Origin of the sequence: Spirosoma utsteinense (genome assembly GCF_014282275.1) — a bacterium.
Lineage (GTDB): Bacteria > Bacteroidota > Bacteroidia > Cytophagales > Spirosomataceae > Spirosoma > Spirosoma utsteinense.
This window is the reverse complement of sequence record NZ_VFIA01000002.1, coordinates 207781-223441: the sequence shown is the minus strand read 5'-3', so window position 1 is coordinate 223441 and position 15661 is coordinate 207781. Positions and strand designations below refer to the sequence as shown.

Here is a 15661-nt window from a genome sequence, read left to right as displayed (position 1 = left end):
GGGTAAAAACTGCTCACAGGTCATTCACTCTTTGGCTTTTTCTCTCGTTCGTAACCATGAAAAAAAAATCAAACCGCATCTGGTGGATAGTAGGTGGACTCGTTATTCTGCTCGTTGGTGGTCTTGTCGCTGCTAAACAAACGGGCATGATCGGTAAGCCAAAATCGACTGAAGTGGATTTTGCTACAGTCAAGCGTACGGATATTACAGAACGCGTTACCGCGTCGGGGCGCGTTCAGCCCCAGGTGGAAGTCAAAATCAGCCCTGACGTATCCGGAGAAATCATTGGCTTATATGTCAATGAAGGTGATCCTGTGAAGGCGGGTCAGTTGCTCGTTCGTATACGGCCCGACAACTATGAATCATTACTGTCGCGGGCTCAGGCCACGGTCAACTCCAGTCGTGCTCAATTTGAACAGACAAAAGCCGCTGTTTCGCAGTCTGAAGCACGCTTGATCCGGGCAAAAGCTGACTATGAGCGAAACCGGAAACTGTTGGCCGACAAAGTGATCTCATCGGCTGACTTCGAAACCAGCGAAGCCAATTACAACGTAGCCAAGCAGGAAGTTGAAGCTTCCCGTGCTAATGTTCGGGCTGCTCAGTTTAACATTCAGAGTTCGCAGGCTGGTCTGCGTGATGCCAGCGAAAACCTGCGTAAAACAACGATTTACGCACCTGTGAACGGCACCGTTTCCAAACTAAACGTTGAATTGGGTGAGCGCGTCGTGGGTACGTCGCAGATGGCAGGTACGGAGATCATGCGTATTGCCAACCTGCAAAATATGGAAGTTCGCGTTAACGTCAACGAAAATGACATCGTGCGGGCTAATCTGGGCGATACCGCCGACATTGAAGTTGATTCTTACACAACCGCTGGCCGTAAGTTTAAAGGCATCGTTTATGAAATTGCTAATACGGCTAACGGCCTGACAAGTTCGTCGGGAGCTGCCGCGGCTGCTCTTTCGGCCGATGCCGTGACGGAGTTTGAAGTGAAGGTGAAAATCTTGAACAACTCGTACGCTGATCTGCTGGCTCAAAAAGATAAGAAAGGCTATCCTTTTAAACCGGGAATGACCGCTTCTGTTGAGATTATTACCGATCGGAAACCAAGTGTACTGGCCGTACCCATCGCGTCTGTTACCACTCGTGGAGCTGAAGTGGAAGTGCCCGATACGCAAGACAGACCCAGCGGTTCCGTTGATGAAAAGCCCGCTAACCAGACCGAAAAGAAGGAAAAGGTTAAAGAAATCGTATTCGTTAACGTGGCCGGTAAGGCGGTGCAGCGAGAAGTGAAAACCGGCATCAGCGATTTTGAAAATATTGAAGTTATTTCGGGATTGAAACCGGGGGAACAAATCATTTCGGGACCTTTTATTGCTGTTTCGAAGCGACTGAAAGATGGCGAACTAGTGGTGAAACGAGATCCGAATAAGGCAAAGAAGAAAGAAGAAAAAGAAGACGAGTAGCGCTGACTAAAGATCAGATCCCGATCGTACGAGCGTAGTTGCCGATTACTAAAAAGTCGATATGCTGAGCAGCATACACCTGTAAATTGCTCAGCATATCGACTTTACTTGTTTACCACTACTCGCCATGAAAACCAGTATACTGTGTCTGCTATTAGTTGTAAGCCTGGCGTCAGCACAGGCTCAGATTGCCAATGATAACACGCTGAGCGTTCAAATTGACGGAAAGGAATATAAAACACAGCCACGCCGAATTCGGATCGGTACCTATTGGTGGGTAACTGCCAATGCGAACAAGCCCGACAAATCGCTACGCATCTGGCTCGGTAGCTATGATGGTAAGGACATCATTGAACCGGGTAGCTATCTGGTTGTCGATGCCGATAATCCCGACACAAAAGCTAATCGGAAACTGGCTTCGGATCTTGCCAGGTACAAAGGAATTGCTGCGATCAAATACGTTGAAGAGACAAAAGAGCCTCGTATGGAGTATCATGTGGGAAAGTCAGTCAACAATGACGAAACCATCGCGATAAAAAAGGGGGCTGATGGCTTTCTGGAGGCTACCTTTAGTGGTACGCTGGTCGGTAGTTATTGGAAAGAGAAAGCATCTGCTACGGTATTTGGTGGTATGGGGCGGCTGATGTCTAAGGTGGAGGATAAAGTTGTGACCAAGACCACGGGATACGATTCGGATATAGATCCGGAAGGAAACGGGTATAAAAAGCAGAGTATGACCGATAAAATTGTTCTGTCGAACGGGGTGTTCAGGCTGAAGATGAATTAAGGCAGGTCCCTGTAGATGGTGAACTATCTTGACGGCCTTATTTCATGCATTGGCTGTTTTTGCCGTATTTCACCCCATGAAATCAATTCAACCAACCCGCGTAACGATGGTGGGGGGCGGAAGCTGGGCAACGGCGCTCATCAAAATACTGTCTGAGAACAACGTTAGCATCAAATGGTGGATGCGGAGCCAGGCCGACGCCGACCATATTAAGAAATACCACCATAATAAAAGTTACCTGAGCGATGTGCAGATCAATACGCGCAAGGTTAAAGTCTGCACCAAAATCAGGGAAGCCTTTAAGGAGAGTGAGTATATTATTCTAGCCGTTCCGGCCGCCTTCGTAGCCGATGCACTAAAAGGCCTCACACCGGCTCATTTCGCCGGGAAGCGGGTGGTGTCGGCAATCAAAGGCATGGTCCCTTCAACAAACCAACTGGTTACAGACTGGGTTGGGGATCAGTACAGTGTGCCAGCAGCACAGGTTGCGGTAATTGCCGGACCCTGCCATGCTGAAGAAGTAGCTCTCGAAAAGCATTCCTACCTGACCATTGCTTCACCGGATGCAGCCTGCGCCGGAGATGTTGCCAGTTTAGTAAGCTGTCGGTATGTACAAACGACGCCTGTTGATGACATTTATGGGATCGAGTACTCGGCTGTGATGAAGAACATTATCGCTCTGGCGAGCGGTATTACGCGCGGGCTGGGCTACGGTGATAATTTTCAGGCTGTTCTGGTGTCCAATGCCATGCAGGAGATTAAACTCTTTGTCGATGCCATTTATCCCAAACATCGCGATTTGAGCGGTTCTGCCTATCTGGGAGACTTACTGGTAACGGCCTATTCACCGTTCAGCCGTAACCGCACGTTCGGTACATTGATTGGCCGGGGCTACACGATTCAATCTGCACAGGCTGAAATGAACATGATCGCTGAAGGATACTATGCCGTGAAAAGTATCCATGAGATTAACCAGCGGTTTGGTGTGGATATGCCCATCGTGCAGGCCGTGTATAATATTCTTTATGAACGGGCTGCGCCTACAAGCGAGATGAATTTGCTGAAAGAGAAGCTAAAATAACAAGCGGTCTATTGCCTATATGCGGAGAGGGAATGCCAGGCCTGTCATTCCCTCTCCGCATATAGGCAATAGACCGCTTATAAATACTGACGGATTTTGTTAGCTGTCTCGGCTAGTTCTTCCTGACTTGGGCTTATTTTATGGCTGAAGTCCATATCAGTTATCGAGTTGAGTGGAATCAGGTGAACGTGCGCATGAGGTACTTCCAGCCCGATTACCGCTATACCGATTCGTTTGCAGGGAATTGCTTTCTCAATAGCCGGAGCAACCTGTCTGGCGAAAGCCATAAGTCCTGCATAGAGATTATCATCCAGGGCGAAGATGTAGTCGACTTCTTTTTTAGGAATGACCAGCGTATGCCCGATGGTAGTAGGCATTACGTCTAAAAACGCCAGAAAATCGTCAGTCTCGGCAATCTTGTGTGCCGGGATTTCACCGGCAACAATGCGGGAAAAGATGGTAGGCATACGCAGAGAGTTAACGGGCTATATCAACAACTTCAAACTCCAGTACACCTGCTGGAACGGTAATGGTTGCTTTGTCGCCAACGCGTTTTCCCAACAGCCCTTTTCCAATAGGCGAGCCAACTGAAATCCGACCCGCTTTAAGGTCTGCCTCTTCTTCTGAAACGAGGGTGTAAAGCATTTCAGCCCCGCTTTTTACGTTCTTGATTTTTACTTTAGATAAAACCGAAACCTGCGATGCGTCAATAGTAGACTCGTCTAGTATGCGAGCATTAGCTACAACTTCTTCGAGCTTCGAAATCTTCAATTCGTGAAGCCCCTGCGCGTCTTTGGCGGCATCGTACTCGGCGTTTTCGCTGAGATCTCCTTTGTCACGGGCTTCCGCAATTTGGTGGGCGATGGCCGTCCGCCCTTTCGTTTTTAACTCGTTTAACTCAGCCTTGAGCCGGTTAAGGCCTTCTTCGGTGTAATATGAAATTTTTGCCATGATACAGTACGTACTTACTCGTTTTTCACATTGGTTTGGCGACGCTCCACTAAAAACAAAAAGAACGGTACACCGACCGTTCTGCAACCAAATTGGTTTTCTTTGCAGCCACGTCAGTCTCGCTGTCGGAATACCGAAGCGAGCGGTTCAGGAACATATTTAGTTGCTCGTCGCATGGGTGAAGCCTTTAAAAGGCCGATTACACTCTTGACGCAGCGCGTGTGATACAACGCGTCTGATGAGACAAAAATAAGAATACTTATGGGCTATTTCAACTCACAGCCCACTTGCTTATTAAAAACCGATTTGCCAACTATGATAGCGCCCCTTCGTATTGTATTCATGGGTACGCCCGATTTTGCTGTCACAAGCCTACAGCGGCTGTTAAGTGGAGGATGTCTGGTTGTAGCCGTAGTAACGGCACCCGACCGTCCTTCGGGTCGTGGGCTGACGCTAACGCCTTCGCCAGTAAAGAAAGCCGCCCTAACAGCTAACCTACCGGTATTGCAACCAGAAAAACTTCGTGATCCGGTATTCCTGGAAGAATTAGCCAGCTACAAGGCTGACTTACAAGTAGTCGTTGCTTTCAGGATGCTACCCGAAGTAGTATGGGCTATGCCCACAATAGGTACCTTCAACCTGCATGGATCTTTATTGCCACACTATCGGGGGGCTGCCCCCATCAACTGGGCCATTATCAACGGGGAGACACAAACGGGGGTAACTACGTTTTTTATCGAGAAAGAAATCGACACGGGCCAGATGATTTTCCAGGATCAGGAACCCGTTTATCCTGACGATACGGCTGGTACACTTCACGACCGGCTTATGGAGCGCGGTGCTGATCTGGTACTGCGAACGGTACGGGCTATCGAAGCGGGAGATTATCCCCGAACCCCTCAGCCCACCGCCGAAACGCTGAAACCGGCCCCTAAGCTGAGTCGCGAAACTACCGAGATCAATTGGAATCAACCAGCGCTTACGATTCGGAATTTCGTTCGTGGATTATCCCCTTACCCAACATCCTGGACACTGATGAACAGTAAGTTCTTTAAGATTTACGATGTGTCGGTAGCTAATGAGTCTCCGTTTGCCGCTGAGCCGGGACAGGCGTATACCGATCATAAAAAAGTGATCCTGGTTCGGGCGGCCGATGGCTGGCTGTCCATCAATTCATTGCAGGCCGAAGGTAAACGGCGGATGACTGCCGAAGAGTTTTTGCGGGGAAACCGGCTTTTGTAGGTTATGTAAAGATCAGGGGCCCTAACCAGGTGATCAGGCTCTTTCATCAGAGTTGGACCAATTACTATAATCTACCATACATGTCTACTAGCCTATATCTCCCCCTATGCAGTGTACATTGGTAACCAACGCCTACATAAAGCAATTCCTACCTTGGGAGCGCATTTATTATAACCAAATGGTGTGAATTGGAAAGTCGGAATACGTGTAAAACAAGGACCTTTAAGAACAGTATACGGCCATAGTATGGTGCTATATGCACGCTGCTACGACCTAATTGTAGCACAAACTACGCTTTAAATAAAGACTATGAAGATCAGTTTAATCGCTGCCGTGGCTCAAAATCGAGTTATTGGGCAAAGAAATGATTTACCGTGGCATCTGCCCGACGACTTTGCTTTTTTCAAACGGAAAACCAGCCACCACCCCATCATTATGGGACGCAAGTCGTTGGAAGCGCTTGGTAAACCCTTACCCAATCGCACTAACATTATTATTACCCGCAATGCTGATTTTCAGGCGAGTGGCGTAACCATTACACATACACTGGATGAAGCGATCGGGAAAGCAAAAGTGATTAATGAGGAGGAAATCTTTGTCATTGGTGGAGCAGAAATCTATACCATCGCATTGCCTGTCGCTACAACCCTGTACCTGACGGAAATTCACAAGGCCTATGATGGTGATGCTTATTTTCCTGAATTTGATAAGAGCGAGTGGGACGAAGTGAGTCGGTTACCGCATCCCGCCGACGAGCGTCACGAAGCTGGATTTGATTTTGTGGAGTATGAACGAAAGCGCTGATCTGATTGCTAACAGGCTATCATCCTTTCATGAACCGAACCAGGCCAACCTCGAACAGCAGAAATGCCAGTGCAGCGAGCAGGAAGTATTTCCATAAGCTTCTTCCTAGATTTTCCTGTTCCAGCACCTGAACAAAGTCGCCGTCCTGGACGCTGTCAAATACTTCTACATTGGGCTGGCTGGCAAATAGCCGACGTAACTCAACCGGCGAAAAGAAGTCCATTGCCGATTCCTGGTTACCATGATTGAAGGCCAGTAACTGCTCTGTTTTCCCCTGTCCGTTTTGAAGTTCGTAATAACCGGCTTCAATTTCCTGGCCTTCGGCTAACTCGTCGCTTTTTGGCATTTCCAGCATAAGTTGATTATTTACGATCCGCTGGACGGGAATGATCTCCAGTTTGCCACGCTTCAGTTTGTAAACTGACCGCTCCGATGGATTATTGACCGGAACCGTAACCAGGTTATCACTGAACGAGTAAGCTGTCCGCTGGGCCCGAACGCTTAGTGCTGCCATTTTGTACATTACCGGCACAAACAGGGCATGTTCGGCGAGGTTGCCGTACTGGGTTGCCAAGGGTGTGGCCAATAGGTAGATGGTCCCCTGTTGTAGTGAACCGCCAGTCGTCCGGGATTGGGTCAACAGTGGGCTACCATTCCGTAGGCTCAGTAATCGTTCGCCTGCGTTCCAACGCCAGACAGGTGCAGCCGCGGGCATGTTGAGCGGCTCCGACTGGTAACTCTGTTGAAATACATCGCTGAAGAACGGGTTGCGTCGGTCAGGGTCGGCAACAGGAACGAGCGAGGCAACCCCCGCAGCCTGCGGTGTCGCCTGAACGCCATTTATACCTAACGCGCTCAGAAATGGGCCGTAGGATGTTATATCGGGAGCGGTGGGAGGGATGATGGTCAGGCTGCCTCCCTGCCGAACGAAGCGTTCTAACTCCGTTCGTAAGGTACCGCTTATCTGGCTAACGCCTTCCAGCACAACCAAATCTGTTTCTTTCAACTGCCCAACGTCGAAGTTTTGAGCGCTGAAGCTACGCCGGACGAATAAGCTGTCGTTAGCATATACGGCCTGAACATAGTCCGTGGGCCCTTTCTGCTCGTATAAATGCAAGACGCGAACAGCAGGTGATGCTTCAATAACGAAAAAGAACTGGTTGTCGAACGTAATGGGAAAGTCTTCAAAGACAATTCGACCGCGGTGATATCCTTTTGTGGTGACGTTGAAATTGAGCGAAACCGTCGCCGATGAGGCCGCTCCTGATGATCCACCAGGGGCAATCGTAGCTGACGCGGTAGACGTTTGCGCATCGTCCAGATACAAGCGTACCGATAGATTTTTGACATTTTCCCGCCCACCGTTGGTTAGCTTCACGTTGAGCGTGTTATTCTGCATCTCACGAATAAACGGTGTGCCAAGCCATACCGAATCGACGTAAATATTCTTGGTTGCCTGTGCTTCCAGTGGCACTACAAACAGGCGGTCAGTGGTATCTATTTTAAGCTTCGACAGGTCGCCAACTGTACTTTTTTGAAAATCAGAAAACCAGAACAGTTGATTTTTCCCCCCTGGATTAAGTGAGCCAAGCAAATTTCGCTGACGCCGATATATGCTTTCGAGCGTTCGGGGAGTGTGGGCAAACCGCACGGCTGTTACCCGGTCACGGATGGATTCTGATGAGCCCGTTTGCTGCTCAGCGGCTGAAAAATCATTGGTGAGCAACTGAAGTGATGTCGCATTACGAAACAGGGTCAACAACTCGTCTAATTTGCTGGTAGCCACATCGAGGTAACGCTTTTCGTTACGCTCATTCTGCATACTAAATGAATTGTCGACGTAGAAGCTCGTTACGCCCTGTCTCGATAGTCCTAGTTTATTTTTACTGGGTATGAAAGGTTGAGCAAACGCCATAACCAGACAGATCAGGAACAGGCATCGGCAGGCCAGAATCAACCAGTGTTTGAGTCGTCGGAACGACTTGGTTTCCGTTTGAACAGTACGCAGGAGTGCTACGTTGGTAAAAAATACCCGGCGCGTCCGGCGAAAGTTGAATAGATGAATGGCAATCGGCACCGATATAGCCAGTAAACCAAGCAGAAACGAGGGATATAGGAAATTCATTAAGCGGTTTTGGCGAACGTACGTGCTTTAATAACGACCCGGTGCAGGCCTTTGGTTTCTCCAACGCCCAAGTTAGTTAGGGATTGTGACATCATAAAACCTTGTCTGTGTTTCTGATACGGCATCGGCCTGGCCAATAATGCAGGAAACGAAAAGCCCAGGTATCGTAATTGTTGACCAACACGATAACCATGCCGGTTTTGCGATGTAAGCTAAGTGATTTCGGTAAGCCTGTTCAAGAGCCGTCTTGGCAGGCTAGAAGAAAACCTATTGTTGCTATTATTGAAAGGACGCTGTCTTACCGCAATTCAGTCTCTTTTTAGTTAATAATATGGGTACCATGATTCTTGATAATAAAGTGTACAACGCTGATCGAAACACTGTATAAGACAAAAAAGCCCTGACCAAACTAGCTGGTCAGGGCTTTCGCTCCTTAAAATACTAATGGGTCGATTAGAGCGTCCGTTTCACTTCTTTAAATTCAAAGCTTTCGATTACATCGCCTACTTCGATATCATTGAAATTCTTGATACTCAATCCACATTCGTAACCAAATTTCACTTCGTTCACGTCATCCTTGAAACGTTTCAGCGCACTGATTTCGCCTGTATGAATAACGATGAAGTCACGAATGATACGAATTTTATTATTGCGTTTCAGCGTACCTTCTGTCACATAGCAACCGGCAACCGTACCAATTTTGCTGATTTTGAATACATCACGCACCTCAACGTTACCTACAATAATCTCTTCAACGGTTGGAGCCAGAAGGCCTTCCATAGCGTCTCTGATCTCATTGATCGCGTCATAAATGATAGAGTAGAAACGCAGTTCGATTTGTTCCTGATCAGCTAGTTTTCGGGCACTTGCCGATGGCCTTACCTGGAACCCGACAACAACGGCGTCAGATGCCGATGCCAGCAGTACATCCGATTCAGAGATCTGCCCAACTGCCTTGTGTATGATGTTCACCTGAATTTCTTCAGTAGACAACTGCAACAGCGAATCAGACAATGCTTCCACCGAACCATCCACATCACCTTTCACAATCACATTCAACTCTTTGAAGGTACCAATCGCTTTCCGGCGACCAATCTCTTCGAGGGTGATGTGCTTGCGGGTACGAAGTGTCTGTTCACGTAGCAACTGCTCCCGTTTGTTTGCAATTTCACGGGCTTCACGCTCCGTTTCCATTACATTGAACTTATCGCCCGCCTGCGGAGCGCCTGGTAGACCCAGAATCTGTACAGGCTGAGCTGGACCAGCTTCTTTTATACGTTCGCCCCGGTCGTTTGTCATAGCCCGAATGCGACCGTAGTGCGCACCCACCAGCATGATATCACCTTGACGCAGGGTACCATTTTCGACCAGTACGGTCGATACATAACCACGACCTTTGTCGAGCGAGGCTTCAATAACTGTACCTAAAGCCCGGCGGTCCGGATTAGCTTTCAGTTCGAGCAATTCAGCTTCGAGCAGTACTTTTTCAAGCAGATCGTCGACACCCATACCTGATTTCGACGATATTTCCTGGGCCTGATACTTACCACCCCACTCCTCAACGAGCATATTCATCGATGCCAGCTCCTGCCGGATTTTCTCGGCGTCAGCACCTGCCTTATCAACCTTCGAGAAAGCAAAGACAATTGGAACCCCTGCTACCTGTGCGTGATTGATAGCCTCACGTGTTTGTGGCATGATGCTGTCATCTGCTGCAATCACGATGATAACGACGTCAGTAACCTTGGCACCACGGGCACGCATAGCCGTAAAGGCTTCGTGACCAGGTGTATCGAGGAAGGTGATCATCCGGTCGTCGTTGGTTTTCACACTATAAGCACCAATGTGCTGTGTAATACCACCTGCTTCTCCAGCTGCTACCTTGGCCCGGCGAATGTAATCCAGCAATGATGTTTTACCATGGTCAACGTGACCCATGATTGTAACGATCGGAGCGCGGTGTTGTAAATCATCCGGCTCATCGGCTATAACATCGATACCAGCTTCTGTTTCGTCTTCAGCGGATATAAACTGCACGTCATACCCGAATTCATCGGCAATAACTGTAATCGCTTCCGCATCTAACCGCTGGTTGATGGAGACGAACATTCCCAGGTTCAGACAGACCGAAATAACTTCGTTGATAGACACGTCCATCAGCGATGCCAGATCATTGGCCGACACAAACTCGGTTACTTTCAGGATTTTTGATTCCAGCTCCTCCTGCTCGGTCATCAACCGGCGGTCTTCTTCCCGCTGGCTTCTACGATCGCGACGGCGGTCAGCACCCCGGTTGGGTGTGTTACCCGCCATCCGGGCATTGGTTTGCTGGATCGACTTTTTAACGTCGGCTTGCGTTGGCGCTTCTCGACGACCACCCCGGTTGGCACTGCTGCCACCCCGATTAGCGTTGTTGCCGGTATTACTACCTCCGCCCGGACGGTTGCCCGTACCTCCGCGATTGTTGGTATTGTTGCCTGTACCACCCCGGTTGGCGGTGTTGCCACCCTGAGCCTGGCCTGTGCCAGTGGCTGGCCGGTTGATTGGGGTGGCATTTGCATTGCCACCCTGAGTCTGGCCGGTACCGGCTGGACGATTTGTATCACGCGTGCCACCCGTCCCCGGCTGGTTCCGGTCACCCTGAACCCGGTTAGCGGGTCCGCGATCGCCCTGACCTTCACGTGGTGGACGGTTAGCGGGTGCGCTCTGGCCCTGTGGCTGTCCGTTGCCAGGCTGACCCGGCTGGTTCGTACTACCTACAGCGCCTTCACGGCCACCACGAATGCGTTTACGTTTCTTCTTATCAGCGTTGCTGTTTCCACCCCCCTGGCGGGAGTTGCTAACAGGCAGTTCAATTTTGCCGAGAATTTTCAGACCACCTAACTGATGGCTACCGGCTGCCCGAATTGTTGCCGCTTCAGGAGCTGGTTCTACCGGCGTTACCGGAGGCTGAACTGCTGCTGGTGTAGCTGGTGCAGCCGCTGGTGGCGTACTACTTTGTGGCTTAGGCGATGCAATAGGTTTGTCTGCTGCAGCAGGAGCTGGCTTCGGGGTCTCCGGCTTAGGAGTCTCCTGACGAGCTACTGGCTGTGGTGCCGGGGTAGGAGTAGGTGCTGCGGGAGGCATAGGTGCAACCGGTGGCTGAACAGCAACAGGTTTGGGTGCTTCAGGCTTCGGTGTTTCCACTTTCGGTGGCTCAACCGGAGCTGCTTTGGCCTCAACAACTGGAGTCGGTTCCGGCACAGCAACTGGCTTCGGCGCTTCCACTACAGGCTGCACTGCAACAGGTGCAGGCGTCGGCGGCTTGGGAGGTTCTGGCTTGGGTTGCTCTACCGGCTTCACTTCCTGCGGAGCCGGTGCTTTCGCTACTGGAGCAGGTTGTGGTGCAGGTTTCGGGTTCAGATCAATTTTACCTAAAACCGTTAATCCCGGCAAGCCGGTCGGGGCCGCTTGGGGTGCTGGTTTTGGCTCAACCGGGGCGGGTGCGTCTGTCCGCGACGTTTCCGTACGAGTTGCCTCCGGTTTGGTATCGACAATAGGACGTCCTGCGTCATCACGACGGTACAAAATGACGTCTTCCTCCCGACGACGCGGTGGCTCAACGACTGCAACCGACGGTTCAGTCCGGCGAGCTCCGTTCAGGAGTTCCGTAGATTTATACTCCTTCGCTAACACTTCCAGTTGTTCAGTACTGATTTTAGTGTTAGGATTAACTTCAACCTTAAACCCTTTGGCAGACAGACTACCCGCAACAGAGGAGAGCCCTTTGTTGAGGATTTTTGCCACTTGGCTTAGGCGCATTGACTTATCTTCTGCCATATGTTCGGTCTATATTCGGCAAATCTACTGGTTGTTGGTATAGTATGAACAACACTTACAGCAATAAAAATCCCTCATTTATTGAATGTAGACTGAATATTGCAAAATGGATAATGATTTTAAGCCCGTTCTTCCGTTTTGCAATATTCAGTCTATACTCTTTATTCAAATTCCTGCTTTAAAATATTTAAGACTTCCTCAACCGTATCTTCTTCAAGGTCGGTACGCCGAACAAGCTCTTCCTTACTTAGTGCCAGCACGCTTTTAGCCGTATCGAGACCTACCTTACGAAGTTCCTGGATCATCCAGTCGTCAATTTCGTCCGAGAACTCCATCAGATCAACGTCTTCGTCGTCCTCCTGACCTTCGTTATCGCGGAATACGTCGATTTCCATGTCGACCAGACGGCCGGCAAGTTTGATGTTCTGACCGCCCTTACCGATAGCCAGAGACACCTGGTCTGGCTTAAGAAACACCGATACTCGTTTGGTTTCGTGGTCGATTGTCATTGAGCTTACTTTAGCCGGGCTTAACGCACGACTAATGAGCAACTCAAGATTTTCTGTATAGTTGATAACGTCGATGTTCTCGTTGCCCAACTCCCGAACGATTCCGTGAATACGGGACCCTTTCATGCCGACACAGGCACCAACGGGATCGATTCGGTCATCGTAAGACTCAACAGCTACTTTAGCCCGTTCGCCCGGTTCCCGAACAATTTTGCGGATTGAAATGAGCCCGTCATAAATTTCAGGTACTTCAATCTCGAACAAACGCTCCAGAAATACCGGCGACGTACGCGACAGAACGATCTTGGGCGTACCGTTGAGCATATCTACGCGGCTAATCACTGCCTTCACCGATTCGCCTTTCCGGTACCGGTCTTTCGAAATCTGCTCGGCCCTGGGGATGCTCAGTTCGTTATTTTCCGTATCGACCAGAATGATCTCATGTTTAAGGAGTTGATACACCTCCGCCGTAACGAGATCGCCAACCTGGTCCTTATATTTTTGATAAAGGAGCTCTTTCTCCATGTCCTTTATCTTCTGAATGAGTGTCTGGCGGGCAGTTTGCACTACCCGACGACCAAAGTCATCCAGTTTGACTTCTTCAGCAACTTGCTCTCCCACTTCAAAGTCGTCCTGAATCTTGCGGGCTTCGGCGAGGGGAATTTTATCGTAATCCCAAATGTCTTCCGAATCGTCGTCCACAATCTCGCGTGTCCGCCACATCTCAAGATCGCCACTTTCGGCATTGATGATAACATCGAAGTTCTCGTCGGTTCCGTATTTTTTGCGAATCATCGTCCGGAAGACTTCTTCCAGAATTGCGATCATGGTAGGCCGGTCAATATTCTTCGACCGGGCGAAATCGGCAAACGATTCGATCAGTAGTCCACTGGTCATTGTACTAAATAGTCTGTAAGTCCTGAGTCAGTAAGTCGTAAGCGAAACACCCCTTGAACCGGCAGCTTACTTCTGTACAACTTGTTGACTTTATTTAAATGATACGTCTACGTTCGCTTTTTTTATTTGCTCAAAGGGGATCGGCGTAGGGCCAGTCGGCGCTTCAGCAAGTGAGAGTGCTTCCTTCTTCTTCTTGGTCTTCGACATCTTTTCTTCTTCGATATCGAGTATGATATGGTCATCAGCTACCGACTCCAGGCGACCTTTGCGAACGGCTCCATCGATTAGCGAAACAGTTAACTGGCGACCAATATTCCGGATGTACTGCCGCGTAAAAGTTAACGGAAAGTCTACGCCCGGCGACGAAACTTCGAGTATAAATGGCGATTCTCCAAAAAAATTCGACTCGTCCATTTGCCCACCCAGCCGACGGCTGATCGAGGCACATTCTTCGATCGTAATTCCGGCATCACTGTCCAGCAGGATAGTAACTTTAATCCGACCACCCTGGCGGCCAACTACCTGAACGTCAACAATATATAGTTGACCGTTATTCAGATACGGCTGAAGCCACTCCGTTATTCGTGCTTTATCGTCCATAAGGTAGGGAAAACAAAAAAGGGAGTCCGACTCCCTTTTTTCATCAACGCCATACAGTTTTTGTAACGCAAAGATAATACATTCCTGTCGGCATAGCAAGCCTGTCTATTGGAGCGTATGTGGGGTTTCGGGGCTTATCGCTTAATTTTGATCCATACTGGGCATCTTGGCCCGCTTGCTAAAAACGATATGGAGATAAGGTCACGACTGGGTAGTTTGGTTGCCTTCTTTTTTAGGTCGTTGCTGTGGTCATTTAATTTAGTGCTGGTTTTATATACACTACTGGGTTATTGGCTGGTTTACAGATTGCCTATTGAACACTGGCTGGGTGGCATGATCATGATCACGATACCGATAGCCTGGGTGCTTAATCTGGTAATGGTCGTGCTCTGGCTAGTATCGCGTCCCTGGCGAAGCTGGTTGTCAGGAACAGTATTATTGATTGGTATCGCCTTGCTGGGGGCTCGTACGTTTACCTGGCATACAGTTCCTGATCAACCAGGCCAGGGAACTCAGTTAAAAGTTTTCAGCTATAACGTTCAGCAATTCGGGTTGGACAATCGTTGGGATCGATACAACAGCTCCCCTCGTGTTCGGCGAACTATCAATTATGTTCTACGCTACGATGCGCCGGTCAAGTGCATGCAGGAGTTCTATAATTCAACGTCCGTAGCCGACTATAACGTTATTCGCCGGTTCCGACAGGCAGGCTATCGCTACTCGGTTTTGCTGCGGCCTGAATATGCCGATGTGGAAGATGGGCCGGTTGGAGCCGCTATTTTTTCGATCTATCCCATTATTCACTCCGGGCGGGAACATTTCGATGGTTCGAACGGGATTGTATGGGCAAACATAAAAGTTGGTAACGATACAGTCCGTGTTATCAATGTCCATCTTCAATCGATGGGTATTCGGGTTGGTCGGGTACTCAGTCAGGATGAAATGACGGGCGTAAAGCACGAGACACGGGGAGTACTAAGTGCGTTACGGTCGGGCTTTATTGAACGACGGGAGCAGGTGAAGAAAGTTCAGCGACATATCCGTGAAAGTGAATTTCCGGTGATTGTTACCGGTGACCACAACGACACACCGTATAGCTTTGTCTATGAGCAGCTACGGCGAACATTACCCAATAGTTTTGAGGAGGCAGGCCGGGGATTCGGATTTACCTACAATCGGTTACCCGGTTTTATTCGCATTGACCATCAGTTTCATGACCCAAGCCTCAAAGTTCTCGACTTCGAAACGATCAATTACATCAAATACTCAGACCACTACCCGATTGTAGGGACGTATTTGGTGAAATAAGTCGTAGAAGTCATATTAGTCGTAAGTCGTAGAAGTCATACTAGTCGTAAGAGGCTGACCGCTGCGACTTAC

Annotated in this window: 12 protein-coding genes; 6 read left to right on the top strand and 6 right to left on the bottom strand. The window is 49.2% G+C overall.

The genetic code is table 11. The features are described from left to right. Positions 1-56 precede the first annotated feature (56 nt). The 3 genes from FH603_RS02195 to FH603_RS02185 all read left to right on the top strand — a co-directional run bounded on the left by FH603_RS02195 (position 57) and on the right by FH603_RS02185 (position 3334). On the top strand, positions 57-1466 hold the full coding sequence (locus tag FH603_RS02195; RefSeq protein ID WP_186735597.1) for an efflux RND transporter periplasmic adaptor subunit: 1410 nt from the start codon (positions 57-59) through the stop codon (positions 1464-1466). A 127-nt stretch (positions 1467-1593) separates the two neighbouring features. Next, positions 1594-2253, top strand: coding sequence for a hypothetical protein (locus FH603_RS02190; protein ID WP_186735595.1), 660 nt, complete (start codon positions 1594-1596; stop codon positions 2251-2253). Between the two features lie 76 nt (positions 2254-2329). Further along, positions 2330-3334 (top strand): NAD(P)H-dependent glycerol-3-phosphate dehydrogenase, encoded by a 1005-nt coding sequence (locus FH603_RS02185; protein ID WP_186735593.1) that lies wholly within the window; start codon positions 2330-2332, stop codon positions 3332-3334. Positions 3335-3411: 77 nt separating this feature from the next. Here the strand turns inward: FH603_RS02185 and FH603_RS02180 are convergent, their stop codons facing one another. Together FH603_RS02180 and greA are read right to left on the bottom strand one after the other, a co-directional pair. Then, positions 3412-3801, bottom strand: coding sequence for an HIT family protein (locus FH603_RS02180; protein ID WP_186735591.1), 390 nt, complete (start codon positions 3799-3801; stop codon positions 3412-3414). 10 nt (positions 3802-3811) lie between these two features. After that, positions 3812-4285 (bottom strand): transcription elongation factor GreA, encoded by a 474-nt coding sequence (greA, locus tag FH603_RS02175; RefSeq protein ID WP_186735589.1) that lies wholly within the window; start codon positions 4283-4285, stop codon positions 3812-3814. Positions 4286-4600: 315 nt separating this feature from the next. On the opposite strand from greA, the gene fmt reads away from it, so the two are divergent. Both fmt and FH603_RS02165 read left to right on the top strand, forming a co-directional pair. Continuing rightward, complete coding sequence (fmt, locus tag FH603_RS02170) at positions 4601-5527, top strand: methionyl-tRNA formyltransferase (protein ID WP_235985435.1); 927 nt, start codon at positions 4601-4603, stop codon at positions 5525-5527. A 309-nt stretch (positions 5528-5836) separates the two neighbouring features. Beyond that, positions 5837-6331 (top strand): dihydrofolate reductase, encoded by a 495-nt coding sequence (locus FH603_RS02165; protein WP_186735587.1) that lies wholly within the window; start codon positions 5837-5839, stop codon positions 6329-6331. Positions 6332-6350: 19 nt separating this feature from the next. On the opposite strand, the gene FH603_RS02160 is transcribed toward FH603_RS02165, so the two are convergent. From FH603_RS02160 to FH603_RS02145, 4 genes are all read right to left on the bottom strand, one after another. Next, entirely contained in the window at positions 6351-8456 is a 2106-nt protein-coding gene (locus FH603_RS02160) for a BatA domain-containing protein (RefSeq protein ID WP_186735585.1), read from the bottom strand. 453 nt (positions 8457-8909) lie between these two features. Then, the gene (gene infB, locus FH603_RS02155) at positions 8910-12257 is read right to left on the bottom strand and encodes a translation initiation factor IF-2 (protein WP_425326517.1); all 3348 of its coding nucleotides are present in this window, start codon (positions 12255-12257) and stop codon (positions 8910-8912) included. Positions 12258-12436: 179 nt separating this feature from the next. Then, entirely contained in the window at positions 12437-13681 is a 1245-nt protein-coding gene (nusA, locus tag FH603_RS02150) for a transcription termination factor NusA (RefSeq protein ID WP_186735581.1), read from the bottom strand. Between the two features lie 90 nt (positions 13682-13771). Next, positions 13772-14281 (bottom strand): ribosome maturation factor RimP, encoded by a 510-nt coding sequence (locus tag FH603_RS02145; protein ID WP_186735579.1) that lies wholly within the window; start codon positions 14279-14281, stop codon positions 13772-13774. A 306-nt stretch (positions 14282-14587) separates the two neighbouring features. Between FH603_RS02145 and FH603_RS02140 the strand changes: the two genes are divergently transcribed. After that, entirely contained in the window at positions 14588-15589 is a 1002-nt protein-coding gene (locus tag FH603_RS02140; protein WP_317171261.1) for an endonuclease/exonuclease/phosphatase family protein, read from the top strand. Positions 15590-15661: the final 72 nt, after the last annotated feature.

Coding starts and splice junctions, on each gene's coding strand:
- FH603_RS02195 (WP_186735597.1), top strand. CDS start 57: ATGAAAAAAAAATCAAACCGCATCTGGTGGATAGTAGGTGGACTCGTT.
- FH603_RS02190 (WP_186735595.1), top strand. CDS start 1,594: ATGAAAACCAGTATACTGTGTCTGCTATTAGTTGTAAGCCTGGCGTCA.
- FH603_RS02185 (WP_186735593.1), top strand. CDS start 2,330: ATGAAATCAATTCAACCAACCCGCGTAACGATGGTGGGGGGCGGAAGC.
- FH603_RS02180 (WP_186735591.1), bottom strand. CDS start 3,801: ATGCCTACCATCTTTTCCCGCATTGTTGCCGGTGAAATCCCGGCACAC.
- greA (WP_186735589.1), bottom strand. CDS start 4,285: ATGGCAAAAATTTCATATTACACCGAAGAAGGCCTTAACCGGCTCAAG.
- fmt (WP_235985435.1), top strand. CDS start 4,601: ATGATAGCGCCCCTTCGTATTGTATTCATGGGTACGCCCGATTTTGCT.
- FH603_RS02165 (WP_186735587.1), top strand. CDS start 5,837: ATGAAGATCAGTTTAATCGCTGCCGTGGCTCAAAATCGAGTTATTGGG.
- FH603_RS02160 (WP_186735585.1), bottom strand. CDS start 8,456: ATGAATTTCCTATATCCCTCGTTTCTGCTTGGTTTACTGGCTATATCG.
- infB (WP_425326517.1), bottom strand. CDS start 12,257: ATGCGCCTAAGCCAAGTGGCAAAAATCCTCAACAAAGGGCTCTCCTCT.
- nusA (WP_186735581.1), bottom strand. CDS start 13,681: ATGACCAGTGGACTACTGATCGAATCGTTTGCCGATTTCGCCCGGTCG.
- FH603_RS02145 (WP_186735579.1), bottom strand. CDS start 14,281: ATGGACGATAAAGCACGAATAACGGAGTGGCTTCAGCCGTATCTGAAT.